This window comes from Flavobacterium sp. IB48 (assembly GCF_016405855.1).
Lineage (GTDB): Bacteria > Bacteroidota > Bacteroidia > Flavobacteriales > Flavobacteriaceae > Flavobacterium > Flavobacterium ginsengisoli.
Genome location: NZ_JAEFCA010000005.1, coordinates 130,353 through 152,692, shown reverse-complemented (window position 1 = coordinate 152,692; position 22,340 = coordinate 130,353). Strand labels below are relative to the sequence as shown.

18 protein-coding genes are annotated in these 22,340 nt (G+C 32.8%); 11 read left to right on the top strand and 7 right to left on the bottom strand.

The features are described 5' to 3' along the window. Window positions 1-24 precede the first annotated feature (24 nt). On the bottom strand, window positions 25-510 hold the full coding sequence (locus tag JC605_RS16905) for a DUF2271 domain-containing protein (protein WP_198857326.1): 486 nt from the start codon (window positions 508-510) through the stop codon (window positions 25-27). Between the two features lie 100 nt (window positions 511-610). Continuing rightward, window positions 611-2,101, bottom strand: coding sequence for an ankyrin repeat domain-containing protein (locus tag JC605_RS16900; protein ID WP_198857325.1), 1,491 nt, complete (start codon window positions 2,099-2,101; stop codon window positions 611-613). 788 nt (window positions 2,102-2,889) lie between these two features. Between JC605_RS16900 and JC605_RS16895 the strand changes: the two genes are divergently transcribed. Together JC605_RS16895 and JC605_RS16890 are read left to right on the top strand one after the other, a co-directional pair. Beyond that, on the top strand, window positions 2,890-3,864 hold the full coding sequence (locus JC605_RS16895) for a ribonucleotide-diphosphate reductase subunit beta (protein ID WP_198857324.1): 975 nt from the start codon (window positions 2,890-2,892) through the stop codon (window positions 3,862-3,864). A 19-nt stretch (window positions 3,865-3,883) separates the two neighbouring features. Further along, window positions 3,884-5,581 carry a ribonucleoside-diphosphate reductase subunit alpha gene (locus tag JC605_RS16890; protein WP_198857323.1) on the top strand — a complete coding sequence of 566 codons (1,698 nt, stop codon included), beginning with the start codon at window positions 3,884-3,886 and terminating at the stop codon, window positions 5,579-5,581. A gap of 148 nt (window positions 5,582-5,729) precedes the next feature. Here the strand turns inward: JC605_RS16890 and JC605_RS16885 are convergent, their stop codons facing one another. Together JC605_RS16885 and ribB are read right to left on the bottom strand one after the other, a co-directional pair. Next, window positions 5,730-6,302 (bottom strand): Crp/Fnr family transcriptional regulator, encoded by a 573-nt coding sequence (locus JC605_RS16885; RefSeq protein WP_198857322.1) that lies wholly within the window; start codon window positions 6,300-6,302, stop codon window positions 5,730-5,732. Beyond that, on the bottom strand, window positions 6,303-6,965 hold the full coding sequence (gene ribB, locus JC605_RS16880) for a 3,4-dihydroxy-2-butanone-4-phosphate synthase (protein WP_198857321.1): 663 nt from the start codon (window positions 6,963-6,965) through the stop codon (window positions 6,303-6,305). A 176-nt stretch (window positions 6,966-7,141) separates the two neighbouring features. On the opposite strand from ribB, the gene JC605_RS16875 reads away from it, so the two are divergent. Continuing rightward, window positions 7,142-8,746, top strand: a complete 1,605-nt coding sequence (locus tag JC605_RS16875) for a Na+/H+ antiporter (RefSeq protein ID WP_198857320.1) — start codon at window positions 7,142-7,144, stop codon at window positions 8,744-8,746. Between the two features lie 74 nt (window positions 8,747-8,820). On the opposite strand, the gene JC605_RS16870 is transcribed toward JC605_RS16875, so the two are convergent. After that, entirely contained in the window at window positions 8,821-10,593 is a 1,773-nt protein-coding gene (locus JC605_RS16870) for a DNA mismatch repair protein (RefSeq protein ID WP_198857319.1), read from the bottom strand. Window positions 10,594-10,655: 62 nt separating this feature from the next. After that, complete coding sequence (locus JC605_RS16865) at window positions 10,656-11,489, bottom strand: universal stress protein (RefSeq protein ID WP_198857318.1); 834 nt, start codon at window positions 11,487-11,489, stop codon at window positions 10,656-10,658. Window positions 11,490-11,670: 181 nt separating this feature from the next. Here JC605_RS16865 and mnmE point away from each other — a divergent pair, with 181 nt between their 5' ends. The 4 genes from mnmE to JC605_RS16845 all read left to right on the top strand — a co-directional run bounded on the left by mnmE (window position 11,671) and on the right by JC605_RS16845 (window position 16,810). After that, window positions 11,671-13,071 (top strand): tRNA uridine-5-carboxymethylaminomethyl(34) synthesis GTPase MnmE, encoded by a 1,401-nt coding sequence (gene mnmE / locus JC605_RS16860; protein ID WP_198857317.1) that lies wholly within the window; start codon window positions 11,671-11,673, stop codon window positions 13,069-13,071. 277 nt (window positions 13,072-13,348) lie between these two features. Next, a complete protein-coding gene (locus JC605_RS16855) occupies window positions 13,349-13,849 on the top strand; it encodes a helix-turn-helix domain-containing protein (RefSeq protein WP_198857316.1) in 501 nt (166 codons plus the stop codon). A 521-nt stretch (window positions 13,850-14,370) separates the two neighbouring features. Continuing rightward, window positions 14,371-14,715, top strand: coding sequence for a helix-turn-helix transcriptional regulator (locus tag JC605_RS16850; RefSeq protein ID WP_198857315.1), 345 nt, complete (start codon window positions 14,371-14,373; stop codon window positions 14,713-14,715). 406 nt (window positions 14,716-15,121) lie between these two features. Then, window positions 15,122-16,810, top strand: coding sequence for a S41 family peptidase (locus tag JC605_RS16845; protein ID WP_198857314.1), 1,689 nt, complete (start codon window positions 15,122-15,124; stop codon window positions 16,808-16,810). A 67-nt stretch (window positions 16,811-16,877) separates the two neighbouring features. On the opposite strand, the gene JC605_RS16840 is transcribed toward JC605_RS16845, so the two are convergent. After that, complete coding sequence (locus JC605_RS16840) at window positions 16,878-17,198, bottom strand: helix-turn-helix transcriptional regulator (protein ID WP_198857313.1); 321 nt, start codon at window positions 17,196-17,198, stop codon at window positions 16,878-16,880. A gap of 315 nt (window positions 17,199-17,513) precedes the next feature. On the opposite strand from JC605_RS16840, the gene JC605_RS16835 reads away from it, so the two are divergent. The 4 genes from JC605_RS16835 (at window position 17,514) to JC605_RS16820 (ending at window position 22,329) form a co-directional block, all read left to right on the top strand. Further along, the gene (locus JC605_RS16835) at window positions 17,514-17,684 is read left to right on the top strand and encodes a hypothetical protein (protein WP_198857312.1); all 171 of its coding nucleotides are present in this window, start codon (window positions 17,514-17,516) and stop codon (window positions 17,682-17,684) included. A gap of 154 nt (window positions 17,685-17,838) precedes the next feature. Continuing rightward, window positions 17,839-18,222 carry a hypothetical protein gene (locus JC605_RS16830; RefSeq protein ID WP_198857311.1) on the top strand — a complete coding sequence of 128 codons (384 nt, stop codon included), beginning with the start codon at window positions 17,839-17,841 and terminating at the stop codon, window positions 18,220-18,222. Between the two features lie 43 nt (window positions 18,223-18,265). After that, window positions 18,266-19,426 carry a lanthionine synthetase LanC family protein gene (locus JC605_RS16825; RefSeq protein WP_198857310.1) on the top strand — a complete coding sequence of 387 codons (1,161 nt, stop codon included), beginning with the start codon at window positions 18,266-18,268 and terminating at the stop codon, window positions 19,424-19,426. Window positions 19,427-19,473: 47 nt separating this feature from the next. Then, complete coding sequence (locus JC605_RS16820; RefSeq protein WP_198857309.1) at window positions 19,474-22,329, top strand: thiopeptide-type bacteriocin biosynthesis protein; 2,856 nt, start codon at window positions 19,474-19,476, stop codon at window positions 22,327-22,329. Window positions 22,330-22,340: the final 11 nt, after the last annotated feature.

Below are 22,340 nucleotides of genomic sequence, written 5' to 3'. Positions count from 1 at the left end.
GTGTATTCTAGAAATGTAATGGTATTATATTTTACTTAATCTTACGTATTTGATGTAACCTTTACCATCTGTTTTTTCTGCAAGACCTTCAGTTGTAAGCGGAACTTCAAGATCGCTTACATAATATTTCTGATCTTCTACAGCAGATTCAAAACGTAATTTGTAACCTTTATTAATTTTAGAATTCTCAATTTCGATTGTAGTAACACTACGATCACCTCCCGTTACAGAAGCTCCAGTTTTAGCGCTGATATCATCTGATTTTTGAGCAGTGTGAAATTTATTCCATTCTTTTAAAGACTTGTACCATTTTTTATCATCGCCCATTACGTAAAGAGTTTTTTCGTATTCTCCTGCCGAATTCACTAGCGAAACAACGATATAAGCACCTTCTCCCATATAGTTATTCATTTGTAGCATAATCTTGTATTTGCTTGATTGCGCTTGAGATTGGAAAGAAACTAAAAAGATAAAAGCGCTTGTAAGAGCAATTTTTAATATTGATTTCATCTGAAATTATGTATTTGTGTGGATTTGTAATGTGAAATCCCAAATCCCAAATGTAAAGTTTGGAATTTGGAATTTCAAATATTGATTATTAATTAATTGTTTATTTTAAGAATTCAACAGAAACATTGTTTTTGGTTAAAAGCTCATTCTCTTTCGCTAAAGCGTAAGCCGTTTCGTCAAATTCTGTACTGATGTCTTTTTTAGCTCCAGCAGAAACTAAATATTTTAAAATAGCATCATCCTTAGAAGTCATTGCCGCTCTGTGTAAAGCCGTTAAACCATCTTTATTTTTAGCGTTGATGTCAACTTTTAAGTCAGTGATTTTTTTAAGAAGAGAAACATCATTTTTAGTAATAGCTAAATGATATAAAGTGTTTCCGTCTTTTTGTGGAGCTGCAAGGTTTAAACCTTTGTCTTGAAGTAATTTTGCTTTAGCATCAAAAGGATCAGTAGCAGCTTTTTCTCTTCCTGCAGGGCGATATGATTGTACTAAGTAAACACCTAAATTATTTCCGTCTTTATCTTTCACATTTACATCTGCACCTTTGGTCAAAAGTAAATTTACAGCTTCTGAAGTTCCATTTCTAACAGCAAAAGTCAAAGCAGATTCTCCTTTAAGATTTTGAGCATTTATGTTTTTAACAGAAGGAAGAAACAATTCTAAGACAGCAGTTTCTCTAGCCGCAGCAGCAACCATAACTGGCGTATTTCCTTCTTTATCAGCTTTGTTTACATCAACACCTTTTCCTAAGAAATATTTAATAATTTCAGCCTGATTTGGTTTTCCAGCCAAGAAGTGCAATACATTTTGTCCTGCTTTATTTTGAGCAGTTGCTTTAATTTTTACTTCTTCAACCAAATATTTATAAGTTTCTAAAGTATTACTTTCTCTTCGACTTCCTTGTGCAGCAAATAAAAGCGCATCGCTAGTTGGTTTAATGCCTTTTTCTACAAGTTTTTTCAAAAGAGCAATATTTCCAGATCTTGCAGCATAAGTAAAAGCTGTGTTTCCGTCATTATCTACATCTTTTAAAGACATTCCTTTAGTAGAAAAATAGTCAGCAGCTTTTAAATCTTTATCAGATGCAATGGCCAAAAGCAAAAGGTTTGCTCCATTCGCATATTTTTTTGTCGGATTAAGTCCAGCTTTAAAGAAAGCATCATACATCGCAGCATCTGACTGGCCGTTTGAAGCAGCGAAATCAGCAGGAGCGGTTCCGTGGCTGTCTTCAAAATTTACGTCAGAACCTTTAGCAATTAAATATTGAACCAATTCAGTATTTCCTCTATATGCTGCCCAATGGAGATAGATACGATTATCGTGAGTTAATTTTGTGATTGAATTTCCAGGTTGCTCAACCAAAAATTTGATCGTTGCAAAAGGCGCGTCATTATTAATGGCTAAGGTGGTAACATCAAATGCGTTTGCATTGGCTTCAGCTGGATTATTTCCTTTAGAGATTTCTGCCTGAACCGTTTCAACAGTTGGAGAAGTTTTCCAGAAAGCCGCATCTAGCAACGCATTTTTTTGCTGAGCACTTACAAATAGAGTAGCAGCAAATGCAAAAGAAACAAAAAGATTCTTTTTCATATTTCGATAATTTATGGTTATTGAATTGTACAAGATTAATTTATTTTTTGGGAATATTTTATTCTATTTAGAATAAATAAAAATAAAAGCAAATGTAAAAATTAATATTCTTAAACCAAGAATAATTTACTGTAAAAAGGGAATTTGAAGGTATTTTTTCAAAAATTAAGAATCTCTTAAGTAAATTTTAATTTTGTTTTAATTCGATCTCTTTTTGGAAGTGGCAAAATGATTTTTGAATGTTTTTTCTCTTTTATAGCTCTAATAAGATTAAATGGCAAGAATTGTTGCAATAGTTCTTTTGTAAGGCGTTGATTTTAATAATATCTTTTGCTTTTTTACTATGGGTTTGAGTGTAAGTTTTTGTAATAAAGTATGTTATAATTTTTTTGTATGTAGTAATTATTTGGAATTATTATAAATAACTGACGTTTTTTTGCTGAAAAATTTACTTTCAAATTTCTCTTTCATCAAAACGAATGTTGATAACTGTTTTCGTTTTGACCTCAGAAAGTACTTTTTTTCATGTTGATAACTTAGTGTTATTTTTAGGGAAACTGCTAGCTCATTGTAAATTACAGCGTATTATTTTCATGTTGATAAAATTTGCAAAATCGTGATTTTTTGAAGTTTTAAAACTGTTGATAATTGGGCAGATTTTTAACATCAAAAATTGGACAATAGAATAACTGTGGGTTAAATTTGTAATTATAGAAATCACGCTAATACCTCCCCAAAATAAGCGCTCGGATTTCTATTTCAAAATAGTCACTTAAAACTCTATATATATGTCAATTTTTGATAAAAGAATCAATTATAAACCTTTTGAATATCCTGAGGTTCTGCAATTTACTGAAGCTATTAATAAAGCTTACTGGGTACACACTGAAGTAGATTTTACTGCCGATACGCAAGATTTTCATGCGCATTTGGATTTGGCAGAAAAGACAGCTATTAAAAATAGTTTATTGGCAATTGCGCAGATTGAGGTAGCTGTAAAAAGTTTTTGGGGCAATATATATGAGCATTTTCCAAAACCAGAATTCAACGGATTGGGAACTACTTTTGCAGAATGTGAATTTAGACATTCTGAAGCGTATTCTCGTTTGTTGGAAGTTTTAGGATATAATGATGAATTTGAAAGATTATTGGATGTTCCTGTAATTCGCAGACGTGTAGATTATCTTTCGAATGTATTAAAAGACACAAAATCTCAGGACAACAGAAAATACATGGTTTCCTTGATTTTGTTTAGTATTTTAATTGAAAACGTTTCTCTTTTCAGCCAGTTTGCTATTTTATTGTCATTCACAAGATTCAAAGGATATATGAAGAATGTGAGTAATATTATTGCTTGGACTTCAATCGATGAGCAGATTCATGCTAATGGCGGAATTTATATCATTAATAAAATCCGTGAAGAGTTTCCAGAATATTTCGACGCAGAAACTCTCGAATTAATTAGAGAAACTGTTAGAGAATCAATCACTGTGGAAGCCGATATTTTAGATTGGATTTTTGAAAATGGAGCGATTGAAACGATAAACAAAGAAGACTTGGTAAACTTCATGAAATTTAGAATTGATGAAAGTTTAAAGCAAATCAATATCGAAACGATTTTTAATGTTTCTCCAGAAGAGTATTCAAAAATGACTTGGTTTGAAGAAGAAGTTTTTGCAAATAGTTTAGATGATTTCTTTGCGAAACGTCCAGTAGAATATACAAAACACGATAAGAGTATCACAGCAAACGATCTTTTCTAATACAAGCCCATAATACATTATGAATACGATAGACACAAACCCAGCAAATAATAATTTTGAGCCACAAAATGATAGTAAAATGTGGTGGAAAAATTCTGAAAGTGAACAGATTTTAAACCGCGGTTATCTTTTAAAAGGAGAAACTGTAGAAGGAGCAATTGATAGAATTTGTACGGCTGCAGCAAAAAGGCTTTACAAACCAGAATTGAAAGAGTCTTTCATGGAAATGATCGAAAGAGGTTGGATGAGTATCAGTTCGCCAGTTTGGGCAAATATGGGAACAGAAAGAGGATTGCCAATTTCTTGTTTTAATGTGCACGTTCCAGATAAAATTGAGGGAATTACACATAAACTTGGAGAAGTAATTATGCAAACCAAAATTGGAGGTGGAACTTCTGGTTATTTTGGTGAATTACGCGAACGCGGAAGTGCTGTAACCGATAACGGAAAGAGTAGTGGAGCAGTGAGTTTTATGAAGCTTTTTGACACGGCTATGGATACCATTTCTCAAGGAGGAGTTCGTCGTGGTGCTTTTGCCGCTTATTTAGATGTAGATCATCCAGATATTGAAGAGTTCTTGAAAATTAAAAGTATTGGAAACCCAATTCAGAACTTGTTTACCGGAATCTGTGTGCCAGATTACTGGATGCAAGAAATGATTGATGGAGATGCTGAAAAAAGACAAGTTTGGGCAAAAGTATTAGAAAGCCGTCAGCAAAAAGGATTGCCTTATATTTTCTTTAGCGACAATGTAAATAAAAATAAACCGCAAGTTTATAAAGATCAGAATCTAAGAATCAACGCTAGTAATTTATGCAGCGAGATTATGCTTCCGTCTACGCATGACGAATCATTTATCTGCTGTTTATCTTCTATGAACTTAGAATTATATGAAGAATGGAAAGATACTGAAGCAGTAAAATTAGCGATCTTTTTCTTAGATGCTGTTTTACAAGAATTTATTGAAAAAACAGAAGGAAACTATTATCTTTCTGCAGCAAATAAATTTGCTAAAAGACACCGTGCACTTGGTTTAGGTGTTTTAGGATGGCATTCTTATTTACAGAAAAATATGATTCCGTTTGAAGGAATGGAAGCTAAAATGAAAACAACAGAGATTTTCAAACATATTAGTGACAAAGCTGATAAAGCAAGTCAAGAGTTGGCTAGAATTTACGGAGAACCAGAACTGTTAAAAGGTTACGGAAGACGCAATACTACAACAATGGCAATTGCTCCAACAACATCTTCTTCTGCAATTTTAGGACAAACTTCGCCAGGAATTGAACCTTTCAGCAGTAATTATTATAAAGCAGGATTAAGCAAAGGTAATTTTATGCGTAAAAATAAATATCTTAAAAAACTGCTTGAAGAAAAAGGTTTGGATAATGAAGAGGTTTGGAGAGGAATTATGCTAAATGGAGGAAGTGTTCAGCACATGGAACAATTGACTCAGCAGGAAAAAGACGTTTTCAAGACGTTTAAAGAAATCAGCCAATTAGAAATTGTACAACAAGCAGGAATTCGTCAGAAATTTGTTGATCAAGGACAAAGTTTAAATCTTAATATCCCAGCAGAATTGGCAATTAAAGATGTAAACCGTCTGATGATTGAAGCTTGGCAACAAGGAGTAAAAAGTTTATACTATCAAAGAAGCCAGAGCGTTTCTAAAGAATTAGTAACAAGTCTTGTTTCTTGCAGCAGTTGTGAATCATAAAAATAAAAAAGCCGAATCTTAATTTAGATTCGGCTTTTTTATTTAGAATGTTGTCGAAAGATTTCACGCAGATTTTTTGTCAAAGTTTTTTCATACTGTTTGTCATGTCGACGAAGGAGACATCTTCACAAGTAGCTCCGCAATCAAATTAAACCTTAGACTTCAACCTACTCAAAGTTTCCTGAGAAATATTAATATAAGAAGCCACAATTTTATTCGGTAATCTTTTTACAATCGCAGGATTAATTTTCAAAAGCTGATTGTATCTTTCCAAAGCATCCATTGTGGTAAAAGACATTAACCGATTGGCATTATTCACATAAGCTTTTTCTAAATAATTGCTGTAGAACTCACGCCATTGAGGAATAATTTTCATTAAATGATTAAAATCTTCGTGTGAGATGCTTAGCAATTCGGATTTCTCTACAACTTGAATATTTTCTGCTGCTGGCATTTTGGTAATAAAACTAACTAAAGCTGTTGCAAATTGATTTTCGAAAGCAATATATCTTGTAACATCTTTTCCTTCTTCATTAATAAAAAAGATTCTCAAACAACCTTTTGCAACAAAAAATGTTTCTTGACTTATTTGTCCCTGAGCCAGCAAAATTTCATTTTTTCCTTTTTTGATAAGTTTAAAATAGGAAAGAATGGTTTCTAAATCTTCATCAGAAACGTTAATGCTTTTTCGAATGGAATTACCAAGTTGTTCGTATATCATTTAATTATAATCTCTCACAAATTTGCGGTAATAAATAATATCTTCAATAGATAAAACCATCAAATCGTGTTCTTGTGCAAAGCTAACAATTTTGTCTAGTTTCGCCATGCTTCCGTCTTCGTTCATCAATTCGCAAAGAACGGCTTCGGGTTGTAAGCCAGCCAATTTCATTAAATCTACGCTTCCTTCTGTATGACCATTTCGACCTAAAACACCATTTTCATTCGCTCTAAGCGGAAAAACATGCCCAGGTTTCGCTAAGTCTTCTGGTCTCGCATTCATTGCAATTGCAGTCTTTATGGTTGTAATTCTATCTTTTGCAGAAACTCCTGTTGTTACTCCATTTTTAGCTTCAATCGTAATGGTAAATGGAGTTTGAAAACTGCTTGTGTTTTCTTTTACCATGTAAGGAAGTTCCAATTCGTCTGCTTTATTGTTAGTCAAGCAAAGACAAACAATTCCGCTGCATTCACGAATCATTAAAGCCATATCTTGAGCACTCATATGATGTGCAGAAAATATAAGATCGCCTTCATTTTCTCGATTTTCATCATCGGTTACGAGAACACCTTTTCCGCTTTTAAGTTGCTCCAAGGCATTTTCAACACGTTCTTTACTCGAAATTCCAAATTGGGTTAACGGACTTAATTCTGTACTTATCATAAAAGTTTTTTTAGAAATAATAAGTGACAAATCTAAAATTGTTTGAAACTAAAAAGTTTGATATAAGTCAATAAATCGACATTCTATTTTTTTAATGTTAATCTAATTAAGTTGTCATAAAATCTTAATTTAGTACCCAAATTCCATAATCGAAAGTTTAATAAATACCATCTTAAATGGAGAATATCACCGTTATTATAATGCTGCTTTTCGGCGTTGCTTTTCTTAGTCTTGTTAGCAAAAGATATAACTTTCCCATTCCGATTGTTTTGGTTTTATGTGGCGTTGTTATTAGTATTGTTCCTGGACTTCCTGTGATTGCTTTAAGTCCTGAAATTGTATTTATTATATTTTTACCACCGCTTTTGTATCATGCGGCGTGGCATACCAGCTGGTCAGACTTTAAGCAATCTATACGTCCAATAACTTTTGCTGCTGTTGGTTTGGTTTTCTTTACAACAGGATTAGTTGCTGTTTTTGCACATTGGCTTATAGATGATATGTCTTGGCCGTTAGCTTTTTTACTTGGTGCAATTGTTTCGCCTCCCGATGCAGTTTCGGCAACAGCGATTACAAAAGGGTTAGGTCTTAATCCTAGATTGATTGCTATTCTAGAAGGAGAAAGTTTAGTAAATGATGCTAGTGGTCTTGTTGCATACAAATATGCGCTTACGGCAATTACAGCGGGAAATTTTGTTTTGTGGCAAGCCGGATTAAATTTCGTCTTAATGTCAGCTTTGGGCATAGGAATTGGTTTGGCTGTTGGCTTTATCATGTATTATATCCATAAAAGATTTGTTTGCGACGATATTATCGAAGTAACGCTTACATTATTGACACCATTTGCTTCCTATCTTCTTGCCGAGCATTTTGAAGGATCGGGAGTTTTGGCTGTGGTAACAACAGGACTTTTTTTGGCAGCAAGATCAGGTACGATTTTTTCGCATGAAAGTCGAATAATGACCAATACCATTTGGGATGTGCTTAATAATATTCTGAACGGTTTGATTTTTATTTTAATCGGACTTCAGTTAAGACAAATTATTGCTGGAATTAGCAATTACTCTGGAAATTCATTATTTATCTGGGGAGCAGTTATAAGTATCGTGGTGATTCTAGTTCGTTTTTTGTGGGTTATTCCTGCTACAATTCTACCAAGAATAATTAGTAAAAAGATTCGAGAAAAAGAACAATTTGATTATCGAAATATGATCATTTTTGGATGGTCGGGAATGAGAGGTGTCGTTTCTATGGCGGCAGCGTTGGCACTTCCGTTAATGTTGAATAAAACAGAAGAATTTCCGCTTCGAAATTTGATTATATATTTAGTTTTCTGTGTTATACTTTCGACTTTAGTAATTCAAGGTTTGACACTTCCTTGGCTTATAAAGAAATTAAAAATCGAACGTTATTCAATACTTGCAGAAGAATATAATATTCGAAATGTGATTGTCTCAGAAACCATTGCGCATATAGAAGATAATTTCTCTTTATTGAATGATGAATTGCTTCATAACATAAAAAGTAAATACGAAGTAAAATTTAATCGTCTGCAAAAGACTGAACTTCCTGCAAATTTCTTTGGAAATGGAAAACTTCTTGGAGGTGAAATTTTTAATGATTTCACTAAAATTCAAATTGATTTGCTAAATGTAGAAAGAGGAAAATTAGAATCGATGCATAAATTTGGTTCTGTCAACGAAGAAATCTTTCGCAAAATCGAAAAAGAACTAGATCTGGAAGAAACCCGTTTATGGATGGAAATGTACGAGGAAAATTAATTGTAAATGGTGAATTGTGAATGTCTTCTTTGCATACAGAAAATAATTAATAATTCACCATTTACAATTCACAATTAAATAACCCCCATTTTCTGCATTAAAAAGGTAGCACTTTTATTTTTGCAGATTCCGTTTCGGAGTTTGTAATCAAAATGTAAATCGTTGTTTTGGATCTCAACTTCGAAACATTGATTGGTTAAAATATTAGGAAATTCGTTTGTTGTTAGGCATACTTCAATGTCATGTGTTGCGATGGCGCCAATAGCTTTTTTAGAAATTATCTTTTTCACTACTTCAATAGTCCCATTTCTTTTATCATCGGAATTTGTACCTCTTAAAATTTCATCCAATAAAACAAAAGCAGGCTGATTTTCAAGTTCATCCATGATCTGTTTTAAACGTTTAATTTCAGCAAAAAAGTAAGACTCAGAATCAGATAAAGAATCTGACAATCGCATTGAAACTAATACTGGAAGTGGATGTACTTTAGCTTCTGATGCACAAATAACTGAACCAATTCCGCTCAATACCATATTGATTCCTAAACTTCTTAAAAAGGTACTTTTACCGGACATATTAGATCCAGTCAAAATCACAAAAGATTGTGGATGAAATTGAGTATCATTTCCAACTCTTGTCGAGGGGTTCAATAACGGATGGCTTAGATTTTTAAACTCGATTTTATAATCAGAATTGATTTCAGGAAAAACGAAATCTTCATTGTTATACGCCAAATTTGCCAGACTGTTTAGTGCTTCAATTTCGCCAATAATAGAAACCCAATGATTCATTTCTGACGCATAATCTTCTTTCCATTTTAAAAGTGCTTTTAAAACATGCAGATTGAATAAGAATGTTCCGTTGAATAAAGTGGCTGTTACAAAGTTATTTATCGTATCCATTCTTGAAAATAACTCAGAAAGCTGTTTTAAATGCTGGCTTGCTTTTGCATTCTTAAAGTTAAGCTGTTCTTGTAAGCGAATTAGTTTATTAGATTGGAAAGATTCACGTTCAATTTTTTCAATCAATAAACTGTATTGCTTTATGATATTAGCGACATTATCAGCTTTTGCTATTTCCGATTGAATTCTCTTTACTGCTCTTCCTAAAACAATTAAATTGGCAATAAAAACATACGTTAAATAAGAAAGTATAATAGTTTTTGATGTAATAAAATACGCTGCCAGAAATCCAAAAAACGTTACTGGAAGAATAAATGATAATGCAACTAAAACTTTAGGTAAGGAGTTATTTGTAAAAGAAGTCCAATGTTTTATTGCTTCGTAAGATTGTTTAGAATCTTGACTTATGATTGCTAAAGCCTGAAATTCTTGCCTCCAATCAATTTTGTTTTTTAATTCATTTATAGCTTCCTGATTTTCTAAAATTTCAGCCTCAGGAAGAGTGTGAAGCAATAATTCTGCGAGTGTTTTTTTTCCGATAAAAGATGCTGTTCTATTTAGATTTTGAAATAAAGAATGATCTCCAAAAATATCCAAATCGTAAGCATACGGATGATGGAAATCGATAAATTCAGCTCCATTTTCAAAAGGCGTTTTTTCTCTTCTCAGAAAGGCAATTTCATTCTGATTAATTTTTAAAAGTGTTTCTGCAAGCAATCTTTGAAATGACACTCTCGAATGTATTCTCATAAAAAAAATAAAACCAGCAAAAGATAGAACAGCTAGAATGACATAAAGTATTTGATCTGTTTTGATGTAATAAAACATAAAAAACAAGAAAAGGAAAATACTTAATAGTCTCAAAAGACTTATGCTGTTGTATTTTTTGTTGGTTTTATTATAGAGTTCTGAGTATTTTGTAACGTTGTCTGGATATGCTTTCATTCTATTATTTTGGTTGAAATACAAATATAGCTTTTAAGTCACAAAATCATCACTATTGTTATTTAATCTTCATGCATAACCAAAATCGGAATGGTAACTTCTTTGGCTATTTTTTTTGAAAAACTAGAATCAAAAAGACTTTCAAAGAAAGAACGTTTATGTGTTATTGTGGTCAAAATATCAATGTCTTTGTAAAGTATAAAATCAAGAATAGTTTCTTTTACATCGTCACTTGGCAAAACTAGAAACTCCACATTTTCTTCAGAGAATTCTTTTTCCCATTCTTTTCGAACTTCTTCTGAAACATCAGAATTAGAAGTTTTAACGTATAAGCTTTTTACTTTAGCACCGGTTTTTTTAGCAATTTTCAGAATTTTTTTCAGTTCTTTTTTATCTTTTTCACGGTAGCGTGTTGTAAAACCAATCGTTTTTACTTTTTTGTATTTGGCATCGATAGGAATACACAGAACAGGAACTTCGACTCCAGAAATGACAGATTCGGTATTAGAACCTGTAAAGAATTTAGTCCAGTCAGAAGCACTGTTGGTTCCCATAATCACAAAATCGACTTGATCTTCTTCTACAGCGTTTTTTAAATTGTAGATAAGATCACCATCCATTAAACGGTGTTTGATTACAATATCTTCTAATTTACGTTCGGCTGCAATTTGGCGCAGTTTTGGAATTTCATCTTTAAACATTTCGAATTTTGCTAATTCAATTGAACTGTATATAGAAGCATAATTCTCTGGAAAGAACTGGCTGTCGTAAACAGGAATCTCGAATGTATGAAGTAAGATTAATTCGGCGTTTACAACTTTAGCAAATTCTAAAGCATGAACAAATGCATTGGTGGCAGCGTCAGAGAAATCGGTTGGAAATAATATCTTTTTCATAGTATTTAAGATTAAGGTTTGTCTCTCAAATTTACTCATTCTGCAAAGAAAACAACCTGATATTTATCAGTATTTTAACACTTAATGATTTATTAATCTCAATTAATTTGTAGATTTCTTGTTTGAATCGAGTTGTATTGGCACAGAAAAGAATTTGAGCGTTTTTTTATACCTTTGCAGCATGATAAATCAAGATTCTATAGTTGCTTTGGCTACGCCTTCGGGAGCTGGAGCCATTGCCATAATTCGTATTTCTGGAGCCGAGGCCATCACAATTGGCAATTCGGTGTTTAAATCTATTAAAAACAAAGATTTAACGAAACAGAAAACACATACGCTTCACTTAGGGCATATTGTAGACGGAAGTAAAACATTAGACGAAGTTTTGGTTTCGGTATTTAAAGGTCCGAATTCTTATACGGGAGAAGATACGATTGAAATTTCTTGTCACGGATCAACGTATATTCAGCAGCAGATTATTCAGTTATTGCTTCGAAATGGCTGTAGAATGGCTGATGCTGGTGAATTTACATTGAGAGCTTTTTTAAATGGAAAACTGGATTTATCACAGGCAGAAGCAGTGGCAGATTTGATTTCGTCAGATAATGAAGCTTCTCACCAAATTGCCATGCAGCAAATGCGTGGCGGATTCAGTAATGAAATTGCGAAACTAAGAGAAGAGCTTTTAAATTTTGCTTCTTTAATTGAATTGGAATTGGATTTTGCAGAAGAAGATGTAGAATTTGCAGACCGAACACAATTTCATGAATTATTAAATAGAATTGAATTTGTTTTAAAACGTTTAATTGATTCGTTTGCTGTTGGAAATGTAATTAAAAATGGAATTCCAGTTGCGATTGTAGGTGAACCAAACGTTGGAAAATCAACTTTGTTAAATGCTTTATTAAACGAAGAGCGTGCCATTGTTTCTGACATTGCCGGAACAACTCGTGATACCATTGAAGACGAATTGGTAATTGGTGGCATCGGATTTAGATTTATTGATACTGCAGGAATTCGTGATACTAAAGATGTTGTAGAAAGTATCGGAATCAAGAAAACTTTCGAAAAAATAGAACAAGCTCAGGTTGTAATTTATTTGTTTGACGGATTAAAGTTCCAAACATCAAGTTCTGAATTTGTAAATGAAATTGAACAGATTAAGAATAAATATCCGCTAAAACCGCTAATTATTGTGGTTAATAAAAAAGATATTTTATCTGCTGATGAAGTAGCTAATATAACTAATCAGTTAGAAAATTTAAATGCAAAATTGCTATTAATTTCAGCAAAAGAAAAAATAGGAGTAGAGGATTTAAAAAATGAATTATTATCCTTTGTAAATACTGGCGCACTGCGAAACAATGAAACAATTGTTACCAATACGAGACATTATGATTCTTTGTTAAAAGCATTGGATGAAATTCAGAAAGTAAAATTTGGTTTAGAATCTGGTCTTTCAAGCGACCTAATGGCACTTGATATTCGAGAAGCTTTATACCAATTTGGACTTATTACTGGTCAGGTTTCTAATGACGAATTATTGGGGAATATTTTTGCTAATTTCTGCATCGGCAAATAGAAGGCGCAAAGAAACACAAAATAAAAACAAATAAAATAGCTAAAATGTTAATAGTTAACATTTTAGCTATTTTTTTATTCAATTGTTTTTTGGAATATTTAGGTGATGTTTTGTTAATATTTGTACCTCGGGTTCAACGGTGCAGGCAAAAATTAATGGTTTGGTCAAATTTTGGCACACTTTGGCACCTTATGGCACAAAATGACACATCAGAAGAGAACTTAATGGACAATATAGGGCACATAACTAAAAAAAATAAAAAATTGTGAGTTCAAACATGCGAATTACAAGAATCTGCCAATTCTGCAATCAGGAATTTACGGCAAAAACCACGAAAACTAAGTACTGCTCGCTAAAATGCAGCAGTAGAAACTACAAATTAATTACCAGGCACAACATAGTTGATGTTAGGAATAAGGAAACGGAAAGGATCCGAACGATAGATTTTGAGGTAGTAAAAAAGAGGCAGTATTTAAGCATAAATAACTGCGTTCAGTTTTTCGGGATAAGCAGAAGAACATTGTACAGAATGATTGAAAGAAAGGATTTGGAAACTGTAAAACTGGGCAGACGCAGGCTTGTCAGCACTAAGAGCATAGAAGCTCTGTTTGCTGTAAATGAAGCAGCTGAAGCAAAACCTGCTGCTGAACCCCAAATATTGGATTTAAACGAGTGCTGTACCATAAGCCGGACAGGTCTATACTTTTTAATTAAAAAGCATAACATTAGGAAGCACACCTCCGGAAAATTCCCGTTTGGCTGGAATTATCAGGAATAAAAAAACTATAGAGAAAATATCTTAACGTGCATGCGTCAAATTTCATTAAGGGCCATTTGTCTTCATCAATATAAGCCAAATTTCTTTTGGCGTCTTAAGCGTTATGTCCTTCCTTCCTTAAGAACCTTTTATGCTTCTTTACCATGCTGCTGCGATGATTTATCTGTTGAATCTTCTATATTTTTTCTTGATTTTTTTTACGGCGATATAAGTGTATTTTGCTGATAATTAATTCTATAAATGTAGTAGATAGTTTTTTAAATCTTGATTTTTGTCGGACATTTTTTATCATTATTATTTTTCATATAGTTTAGATTTTTCCTTGCAAGACATTTTAATAGCTAAAAACTAAATTTATGAAAAATCATTTTTCACCGCTTTTTAATAAGGGGGCATACCTTAGCGTTTATTGCTTTTTTATGTTCTTGACGTTTACCTTTCAGTCCTTTTTATCTTGTAAAATAGAAACAGGCAGAATGAAACAGGATAGGCATTATTTTTTTTAATAAACTCATTCGGAAGTGATTAAGGTAAAATTGCAGATTATGCGATTGCAGAAACAATTGTCGCAGGAAGAAATTGCCGATCTGATTGGTATGACGCAGTCAACCTATAGCAGAAAAGAGAAGGGAATTACAAATATAACGATGTCGGAATGGATAAAAATCGCTAAAGTTTTGGGTGTCGAAAAAGATGAAATCTATCAGGAGGGCATTTCCAGAAAAGATATGCTAGATGTGCCAGAGAATCAGAATCACCATATTGTTACTTACGTTTTGGAGCAAATCGATTTTTTGCAGAGGAAAAATTATGAGCTTAAGGAAAAAATAAGAATACTTCAAAAAGAGCGCTGTAATTTGCAATGAATTGATAAGGAGCCCGTTTGAAAGTCGATGTCGAACCTCACACTGTCATTTCCTTTCGGACTTTTAGCTATAGATATAGCTTTGGAGTTTACGCCATTTGGCAAGCTCTATAAATGCTTTTGTGCTTTTATGCAAAATTCTATTAAATGTAGGGAATCAATCCATGTGCAAATCCACTCATATTCGACCTTATTTGATCTTGCAGGCTGCTGAAAAAGCTGAATTGCATAAGGGTTTAAAAACGCATATAAATTGCATAATATCCATACCGTTTATATAGTATTTTTGATTTGAGGTACTGTATGAATGTTTTTCTGCACATCGATCTGTCAAGCAAATTATTTTCTTTACAATATGCTTCTTCAAAAAAACATTAATTGGCTTTGCAGGCTATTAAACTCAATCTATGAAAAAAATTATTTTGCTTTTTATGTTTTTAGCCGGGGTATATGCCCATTCGGCAACATTGAGAACTGGTAGTGATTCTCGTAACAATGCATTAACTGAAATTGAAAAGCTGCATGCAATAGCTAAAGTTTGGGGTTTTTTGAAATATTACCATCCAAATGTTGCCAATGGCAGCCAAAATTGGGATAATCAGTTATTTATGATTTTGCAAGAAGTAGATAAAATACAAACACAAGAAGAATTTTCAGATGCTATTTGCAGGTGGATTGGCTCTTTGGGGGAAGTTAAAAGAGGAAGCCTGCCGGAAATATCGCCTAAAAACAATTATTTTGACAAAAATTTAGATTTTGCCTGGTTTAAGAATAGAATTTTTTTTTCGAAAGAACTGTCGGAAAAATTAGAAGCCATTGAAGCAAATAGATTTCAAGGTCTCAACTTTTATGTGTCCTTTCAAGCATCCGACCCAAATGCATCCCCCCTGCAGTTTACCAATGAAGTTAAATATTCAAAATTTGATTGGTCTGACAAAAAAATGAGGCTTTTAGCCTTGTTCAGATATTGGAATTATGTTGCTTATTTTTTTCCCTATAAATATCAAATGGATGAAAATTGGGATAAAGTCCTTGTCGACATTTTGCCAGAATTTGTAAATGCAAAAAGTGAGCTTGAATTTCATTTAGCAATGCGGGAATTATCGATTAAATTAAATGACAGCCATGCATCTATTGGAACAGGTAAAATGTTTGAAAAATTTGGAGATAAGTTTGTACCGGCTGATTTTAAAATTATTGATAGAAAAGCAGTAGTTATAGGTTTGAAAAATGACTCCTTGGCAACTGTTTCCGATATAAGAATAGGGGATGTTATTACAAAAGTGGATGGAAAAACCATTGATTTTTTAATCAAGGAAAACAGAAAGTATGTGGAGGGGTCTAACGAAGCGGCTATCCTGCGTAATATTTACTGGGCGATTTTTAATGGAAAGTCAGATTCTCTGCAAATTGAATATAATAGGGCAGGAGAAAAAGCTGTAAAGTATATAAAGCGATATCCCTACCAGAATATAAGAATGAAGGCGGCTGAAAAAGAGAAATGGAAATTTCTGGATAATAATGTGGCCTATATCGATATGAGTGCAATTGCGGAAGGTGATGTTCCCGCAATTATGAAAGAATGTCTGAATAGTAAGGCAATTATTTTTGATTTGAGAAATAATTCAAATGGCACCAATTATATAATATCAGAATATCTGAATCCGGAACCACGTGAATTTGTGAAATTTATCGACAGCGATTTAAGCGCGCCCGGCAGATTTGTCTGGAGAAAAGAAATCGAGAAATGCGGAAAGATTAATCCTGACTATTATAAGGGAAAGGTCATTATATTAGTAAATGAAGTTACCCAAAGCCATGGCGAATATACCGCAATGAATTTTCAGACGGCACCAGACGCAACAGTAATTGGCTCCCAAACCTCAGGAGCAGACGGAGGAGTTGTACGGTTTGAAATCATAAATGGATTTTGGACGCAATTTAGCAGCTACGGTGTTTTCTATCCCAATAAAAAAGAAACCCAGCGAATTGGAATAGTGCCTGATATTAAAGTGAAACAGACAATTTTAGGGATTCAGCAGAAAAGAGACGAATTCCTTGAAAGGGCCTTATTGTTTGCTAAGAGGGGAAATTGAAAAAGCAATGCGCCAACTTTATCTTTTTTCCAGCTCCATTAAAAAAGAAAGTGCAATTTCGGGAGTGCTATTTTTGAAGTTTCCTCAATTTTTCTTGGAGTTCAAAATTTTCTTTTTGCAAAAACTTGATTTTATCCAAAAAATCAGGGTGAATATCTAGATTTTCCAACACCTTAAACATACCCTTTTTGGAAATGCCTGCTTGGTATATTTCGTCTTTTTCGACACCCAAAACTTTAGCGATTTTTATCCATTCCGACATCGTTATATTTGTAATCCCCTTCTCTTTTCGGCTATAGGTTGACTGCGTCATACCAATGAGATCGGCAATTTCTTCCTGCGACAATTGTTTCTGCAATCGCATTTTCTGCAATTTTATTTTAATCACTTCTCAGTTTTTTTTAAGCAATGATAAACAATTTATAAGAATATACCAACAGATTTGTTTAGAATGATTTTTGTTTTTTTGTTTCTTTTTTGTGATATTTTTTATTTGTAAAGCAATATAATGTGTGAAATAAAAACAATAACATATTAAAATTGCATAAAAAATGCATAAGACTTAAATTGTAACTAGCCTATTTTTGAATCCAGTCTTGATTGAAAAATTGACCTGTCTTTATCATAAGTCGACGTGGTTTAGAATAGGTTTTTAGTTAAGATGGAACTATAAAATAATGTTAAACATCAAACAAAATTAAAGATGAAAAAGAAACTAAGTTTAAAAAGTTTAAAAGTTGTTAAATTATCAGATCAGGAAAAATCTACAATCACTGGCGGAAGCGGAACTTGCGGAAACTCTGGAGCAAATTCATGCAACCAGACGTCCGTATGGCCAATTAATTGCTACACTACAATGGTCTTTAGCTGCTAAAGCGAAGATTTTGAAATTAAATAAAGTCTAAAACCTGAATTTAAATTTCTGCAAAGGGTATTTTCAGATATGAAAATATCCTTTGACTGAAACCAATAAATAAAATTACTGTCGTGAGAAATCATGGCAGCGCTTAAAAAACAAAAATTACATAATGAAAAAAATCATGCTTCTTGCTGCCTTCTTAATTGGATTTGCAGGGTATTCCCAAAGTTTAAATTGTGCAAGATTTAAAAATGTAAAGTATTATTCTCCGGCTCATCCCGGACAATATGCTATTATGAAAGATTCAATTCAGGAAAATTACACTGATGGTAAATTAGAAATTACCTGGAGCTTAAATTGGCTGTCGGAATGCAAATATGAAGTTGTGTGTACAAAAAATACGGGTTCGGAACCTATATATCCCGGCGACAGGCTCATATACACAATAATTAATACTGAAGATGATTGTTTTACGGTATCTGTATTGTATAAAAACAAAGAGAACACTGCTGAGAAAACTTTTCAAAGGGGCTTTTGCATAAAAAAAGATTAGAAATCTTAGTTTCTACATTTAACTGTGTTAATTTTTTTGCTATATGGAAGATGCAATACTAAAGGTTGAAAAAAATATTTGGGAATCTCTTGAAGATGAAAATAGGATTGGACTATTGACAGGTCTATCCGGAATGGCTTTTTTTTACAGTAAAATGCATTCAGTTTACAAACGGGATGAATATCTGATAAAATTAACAACAATTGTAGAGAAAGTAAATGATATGCTTGAAAATGAGTCGTCTATAACCACACTGTGTTCTGGATTGGCCGGATTTGGTCTCGTGCTGCTGAGTTTGGAAGATGATATAATTGATATCGATGCAGAATATTTTGAAAGCATCGATTCCGTTTTATTAGAAGATTTGAAGATTTGCTGTGAAGCGAATCATTATGATTTCCTGCATGGTTCAATGGGAATTGCAATGTATTTCATTGAAAGATGCAAATCTGATAAGAATGAAAAGAATATAGCGGCATTAAACCATTTTTCTGAAAATTTAATTTATAAAATAAATAATAGCTTAGAGGAGATTCTAATTTCAGAAGTGGCGCTAGATAATGATGATCGATTCTGCATTTATTTTGGCATTGCTCATGGCATTGCCGGTTATTTAAATTTTTTGCTTTATCTGCAAAGCAATTTTTCAGAATTGAAAACAGATATCACGTCCTCTTTGCAAAAATGCATTTCTTATTTAAAATCCTATAAAAAATTTGATGAAAACTCGAAGCAGTTTTATCCAAATTTACTTTTAATACATTCAAATACAATTGTCAATTCAAGATTGTCTTGGTGTCAGGGTGATTTTGGAATTGCCAACTCCTTGTATAATTGTGGAATTTATTTAAATGATGATCATCTAATAAAAGAATCGGAAGAGCTAATAGCATCGTGCCAAAAAATATCACTTCAAGAATCCTTCGTAAATGATTTTGGATTATGTCATGGATCAGCCGGAATAGCGATTCAATATCATTTGGCTTCCAAAAAACATAAAACTGCTTTTACGGAAGACATTCAAAAATGGATGAATATAGTGAAGATGCAAACTTCCGATTATCAGCAGTTTGTAGCTTATGAAAAAGGCAGCTATCATGCAGAAACAAACCTTTTAGAAGGCTCAGTTGGTCTAGGCTTAATCTTGCTAACGTTGGAAAACAAGATTGACCACAGGTGGCTTGAACTGGTGAATTTACATTAATAAAGCATTTTACCAATCCTGAATTACAATCAATAAACAGTATAAGAATGATTTTTTTTGACGCAATTATCAAGAGGGCTACAAACTTTTCGGTTCAATCATATAGCATCCATCGAAATGATGTAGTAGATTTTTTTGATGCAAACGATTTATTTCAGCTTTCAGTATTAATTTCTTCAAACAGCCTTTATCATGATGTAAAAAAGAATAAAAGAGATAAGATTGAAAGTTCACTATCAAAATATTATACCAGAGCGCATTTTAATCCAACGCCATTTGGACTATTTAGTAGCGTAGGCCTTGCAAATTGGGGAACTTCTACAAAGTTGCCCAAATCAAAAAGCATTAAGCTATCCATTACCCATGATAATCTTTTTTTGTCTTTGCACCAGAATAGCAAACTTAAGGCAGACTGGAAGGGACTTAAGTATTCAATAAATCCTTCGCTGCATTTTTTAGGTAGCGATAAAATTGGCTTTTATAATTCTGAGGCGAAAAAAAATGATAGAATTGAGATAAATTTTGTTGAGCTTGATTATGATGACAATCTAGAATGGCTGTTGGAAAAATTCAGAGAGAGTGCAGATATCGGTCGAGTAATAAATGATTTACTGTTGGAAGGGTTTGATGCAGATGAAGTTGAGGTTTATCTGCTGCAGTTAATTGATGTTGGATTATTGATTGAAAATTTTCTGTTTAATCCCTATGGAAAAAAACTAGAGGCCAGTTTCCCAGTTTATTTCTCTGATCTGATAAATAAAAAAAGTTACTACTTGCATGGCAGTAAAGACGCGAAGCTATTTAATGATCAATATATTCTGGAACAGGATTTATTTTTCAAAGAAACTGAAAATAAACGCTTTTCCCATTCTATTAATTCTTTTGATCTGCAGATTGGTTCCGTCAATTCAAATATTCAGCCGCTAATAGAAAAGTATATAGATTTTATTTTAAGCTACAACTTTAATACAAAGCCTGTTACGGGAAAAATTAACGAATTTATAGCTAAAGTGGCAGAAAACTATAATGATGGTTTCATTCCCTTGAATTCAATATTTAACCCTTACTCGGGAATCCGTTATCAGGATGATAATTCAGATTTTATTCTGAAACTCCATCAGGATATTTTCTGTAAAATTATAGCCTCAACAGAAAAAGAATTATTTCTAAATCTGCCGGGAGAAGCCAATCTTGATGAAAAGAAAAAACAGCTCCCGCTTACTTTTAATGTTTTAATAGAGATTTTAAAAAGCAAAGACACAGGTGAAGAGATTGTATTTATGCGCGGTTTGGGCGGTGGCTCTGCAGTCGATATCATTTCGCGATTCAGTGAAGTCAATTCCGAATTATGCAGAGAAATAATTGATTATGAGAAGAATGCCAATAAGAACATAATCCTTGCAGATGTAAATTGTGTTGGAAACTTTAGAAGCATTAATATTTCGCCCAAAGAGCAATTGTACGATTACTGCATCCCGATCAATACCTCTTATGCAGAAAGTAAAAATCCAATATTTGCATCAGATATATATGCCTATTTGGAAAGCGGAAAAATGCGTCTGGTGTCAAAAGAACATCAAAAAGAGATTAAACCCAAAAAAGTATCAGCTATCAATCCTAAGATGTCGGAGTCTGAGCTATACAAGTTTTTGTGTGATTTTGAAGTTTATAATGAAGAGATATATGGCATCAATTTCGATTTTAATGCCTATTCATGCTTCAGAGATTTTGTTCCTAGAATATATTTAGAAAGCAACATACTTTTGGCGCCGGCTCAGATTCTTTTAGTAGACAATAATTATAGTTTTGAAGAATTTAAAAGCTATTTTCTTGAAAAAATACGGAAGTTCGATTTTAGCAGAACGGTTAATTTTTACTACCTGAAAGGAAATTCAATTATTGATGCATCCAAAGATGAAGAACTAAAAATTATTTATGACAGTCTTAAAACTAGGGATTATTGTTATGTCTCAGAGAATATTTACGAACAATTTCATCCTGCAGTAGAGAATGATTCTGGCAATTATGCGCATGAGCTGATTGTGAGCGTAAAAAACAGCCATTATAAATCGGAAGAATTTACTAGAGATATTGTTATAAACAGCGCTGGCAATGCGAATATCCCGCTGGTTTCCGATTGGATCTATTTTGAGGCGTACTGTAATTCTTATGCAGACAATGATATTTTAAAAAGCATATACAGCGAACTCTGCACCGCAAATAAATTTACAGAATTTTTCTTTGTCCATTATGACAGCAATGGCCGTCAATTACGATTGCGCTTTAAAACTGATTCGGTTGATAATAAGAGAGATATTATAAATTTTGTGGATAATCTAAAGTTGAGGAATATGATTAAAAAGTATCAGATCTTACCTTATGAACCGGAAATTTTCAGATATGGAGGTTCAACATTAATGCGTTTTGCCGAGTTTATTTTCAATTTAGACAGTAAGGACCTGATAGAAAATGTAATTCTGAAAGATCTCGACTCTGCGGAGCATTCTATTGTCGCTATGCATAAAATTATAAATTATCTAGACCTAGCTGGCTTCACAAATGATCAGATGATTCATTATTGCGAAAACTGTATTGAAAATTTCTCCAAAGAATTTAAGCTGACTGCAGATTTAAGAAAGAAATTTAATGAAGAGTATGCTAAAATAAGATTTAGCGCTGAGACCTATAATTATACCAGTTTTGTAAATGATGCAGAACTAAAAAGCAGATTGTCAGAAGAATTAAAGCAAAATACAATTCCGGCGGCTTCTTATATATGGCTTGTAATTCACATGAGCATGAACAGGCATTTTAATGAAAAACAAAGATTCAATGAATTCAAATCCTATTATCTGACTAAATGCTATCTGAATCAATTGAAATTTAAAAACTTAGCGAATTAACTCCCTAATCG

What these genes read in the sequence shown, in the direction of transcription:
- JC605_RS16830 (WP_198857311.1), top strand. Translation starts at nt 17,839, where the DNA reads ATGAAAAAAATCATGCTTCTTGCTGCCTTCTTAATTGGATTTGCAGGG.
- JC605_RS16855 (WP_198857316.1), top strand. Translation starts at nt 13,349, where the DNA reads ATGCGAATTACAAGAATCTGCCAATTCTGCAATCAGGAATTTACGGCA.
- JC605_RS16820 (WP_198857309.1), top strand. Translation starts at nt 19,474, where the DNA reads ATGATTTTTTTTGACGCAATTATCAAGAGGGCTACAAACTTTTCGGTT.
- JC605_RS16825 (WP_198857310.1), top strand. Translation starts at nt 18,266, where the DNA reads ATGGAAGATGCAATACTAAAGGTTGAAAAAAATATTTGGGAATCTCTT.
- JC605_RS16835 (WP_198857312.1), top strand. Translation starts at nt 17,514, where the DNA reads ATGAAAAAGAAACTAAGTTTAAAAAGTTTAAAAGTTGTTAAATTATCA.
- JC605_RS16845 (WP_198857314.1), top strand. Translation starts at nt 15,122, where the DNA reads ATGAAAAAAATTATTTTGCTTTTTATGTTTTTAGCCGGGGTATATGCC.
- JC605_RS16900 (WP_198857325.1), bottom strand. Translation starts at nt 2,101, where the DNA reads ATGAAAAAGAATCTTTTTGTTTCTTTTGCATTTGCTGCTACTCTATTT.
- JC605_RS16865 (WP_198857318.1), bottom strand. Translation starts at nt 11,489, where the DNA reads ATGAAAAAGATATTATTTCCAACCGATTTCTCTGACGCTGCCACCAAT.
- JC605_RS16885 (WP_198857322.1), bottom strand. Translation starts at nt 6,302, where the DNA reads ATGATATACGAACAACTTGGTAATTCCATTCGAAAAAGCATTAACGTT.
- mnmE (WP_198857317.1), top strand. Translation starts at nt 11,671, where the DNA reads ATGATAAATCAAGATTCTATAGTTGCTTTGGCTACGCCTTCGGGAGCT.
- JC605_RS16875 (WP_198857320.1), top strand. Translation starts at nt 7,142, where the DNA reads ATGGAGAATATCACCGTTATTATAATGCTGCTTTTCGGCGTTGCTTTT.
- JC605_RS16870 (WP_198857319.1), bottom strand. Translation starts at nt 10,593, where the DNA reads ATGAAAGCATATCCAGACAACGTTACAAAATACTCAGAACTCTATAAT.
- ribB (WP_198857321.1), bottom strand. Translation starts at nt 6,965, where the DNA reads ATGATAAGTACAGAATTAAGTCCGTTAACCCAATTTGGAATTTCGAGT.
- JC605_RS16895 (WP_198857324.1), top strand. Translation starts at nt 2,890, where the DNA reads ATGTCAATTTTTGATAAAAGAATCAATTATAAACCTTTTGAATATCCT.
- JC605_RS16905 (WP_198857326.1), bottom strand. Translation starts at nt 510, where the DNA reads ATGAAATCAATATTAAAAATTGCTCTTACAAGCGCTTTTATCTTTTTA.
- JC605_RS16890 (WP_198857323.1), top strand. Translation starts at nt 3,884, where the DNA reads ATGAATACGATAGACACAAACCCAGCAAATAATAATTTTGAGCCACAA.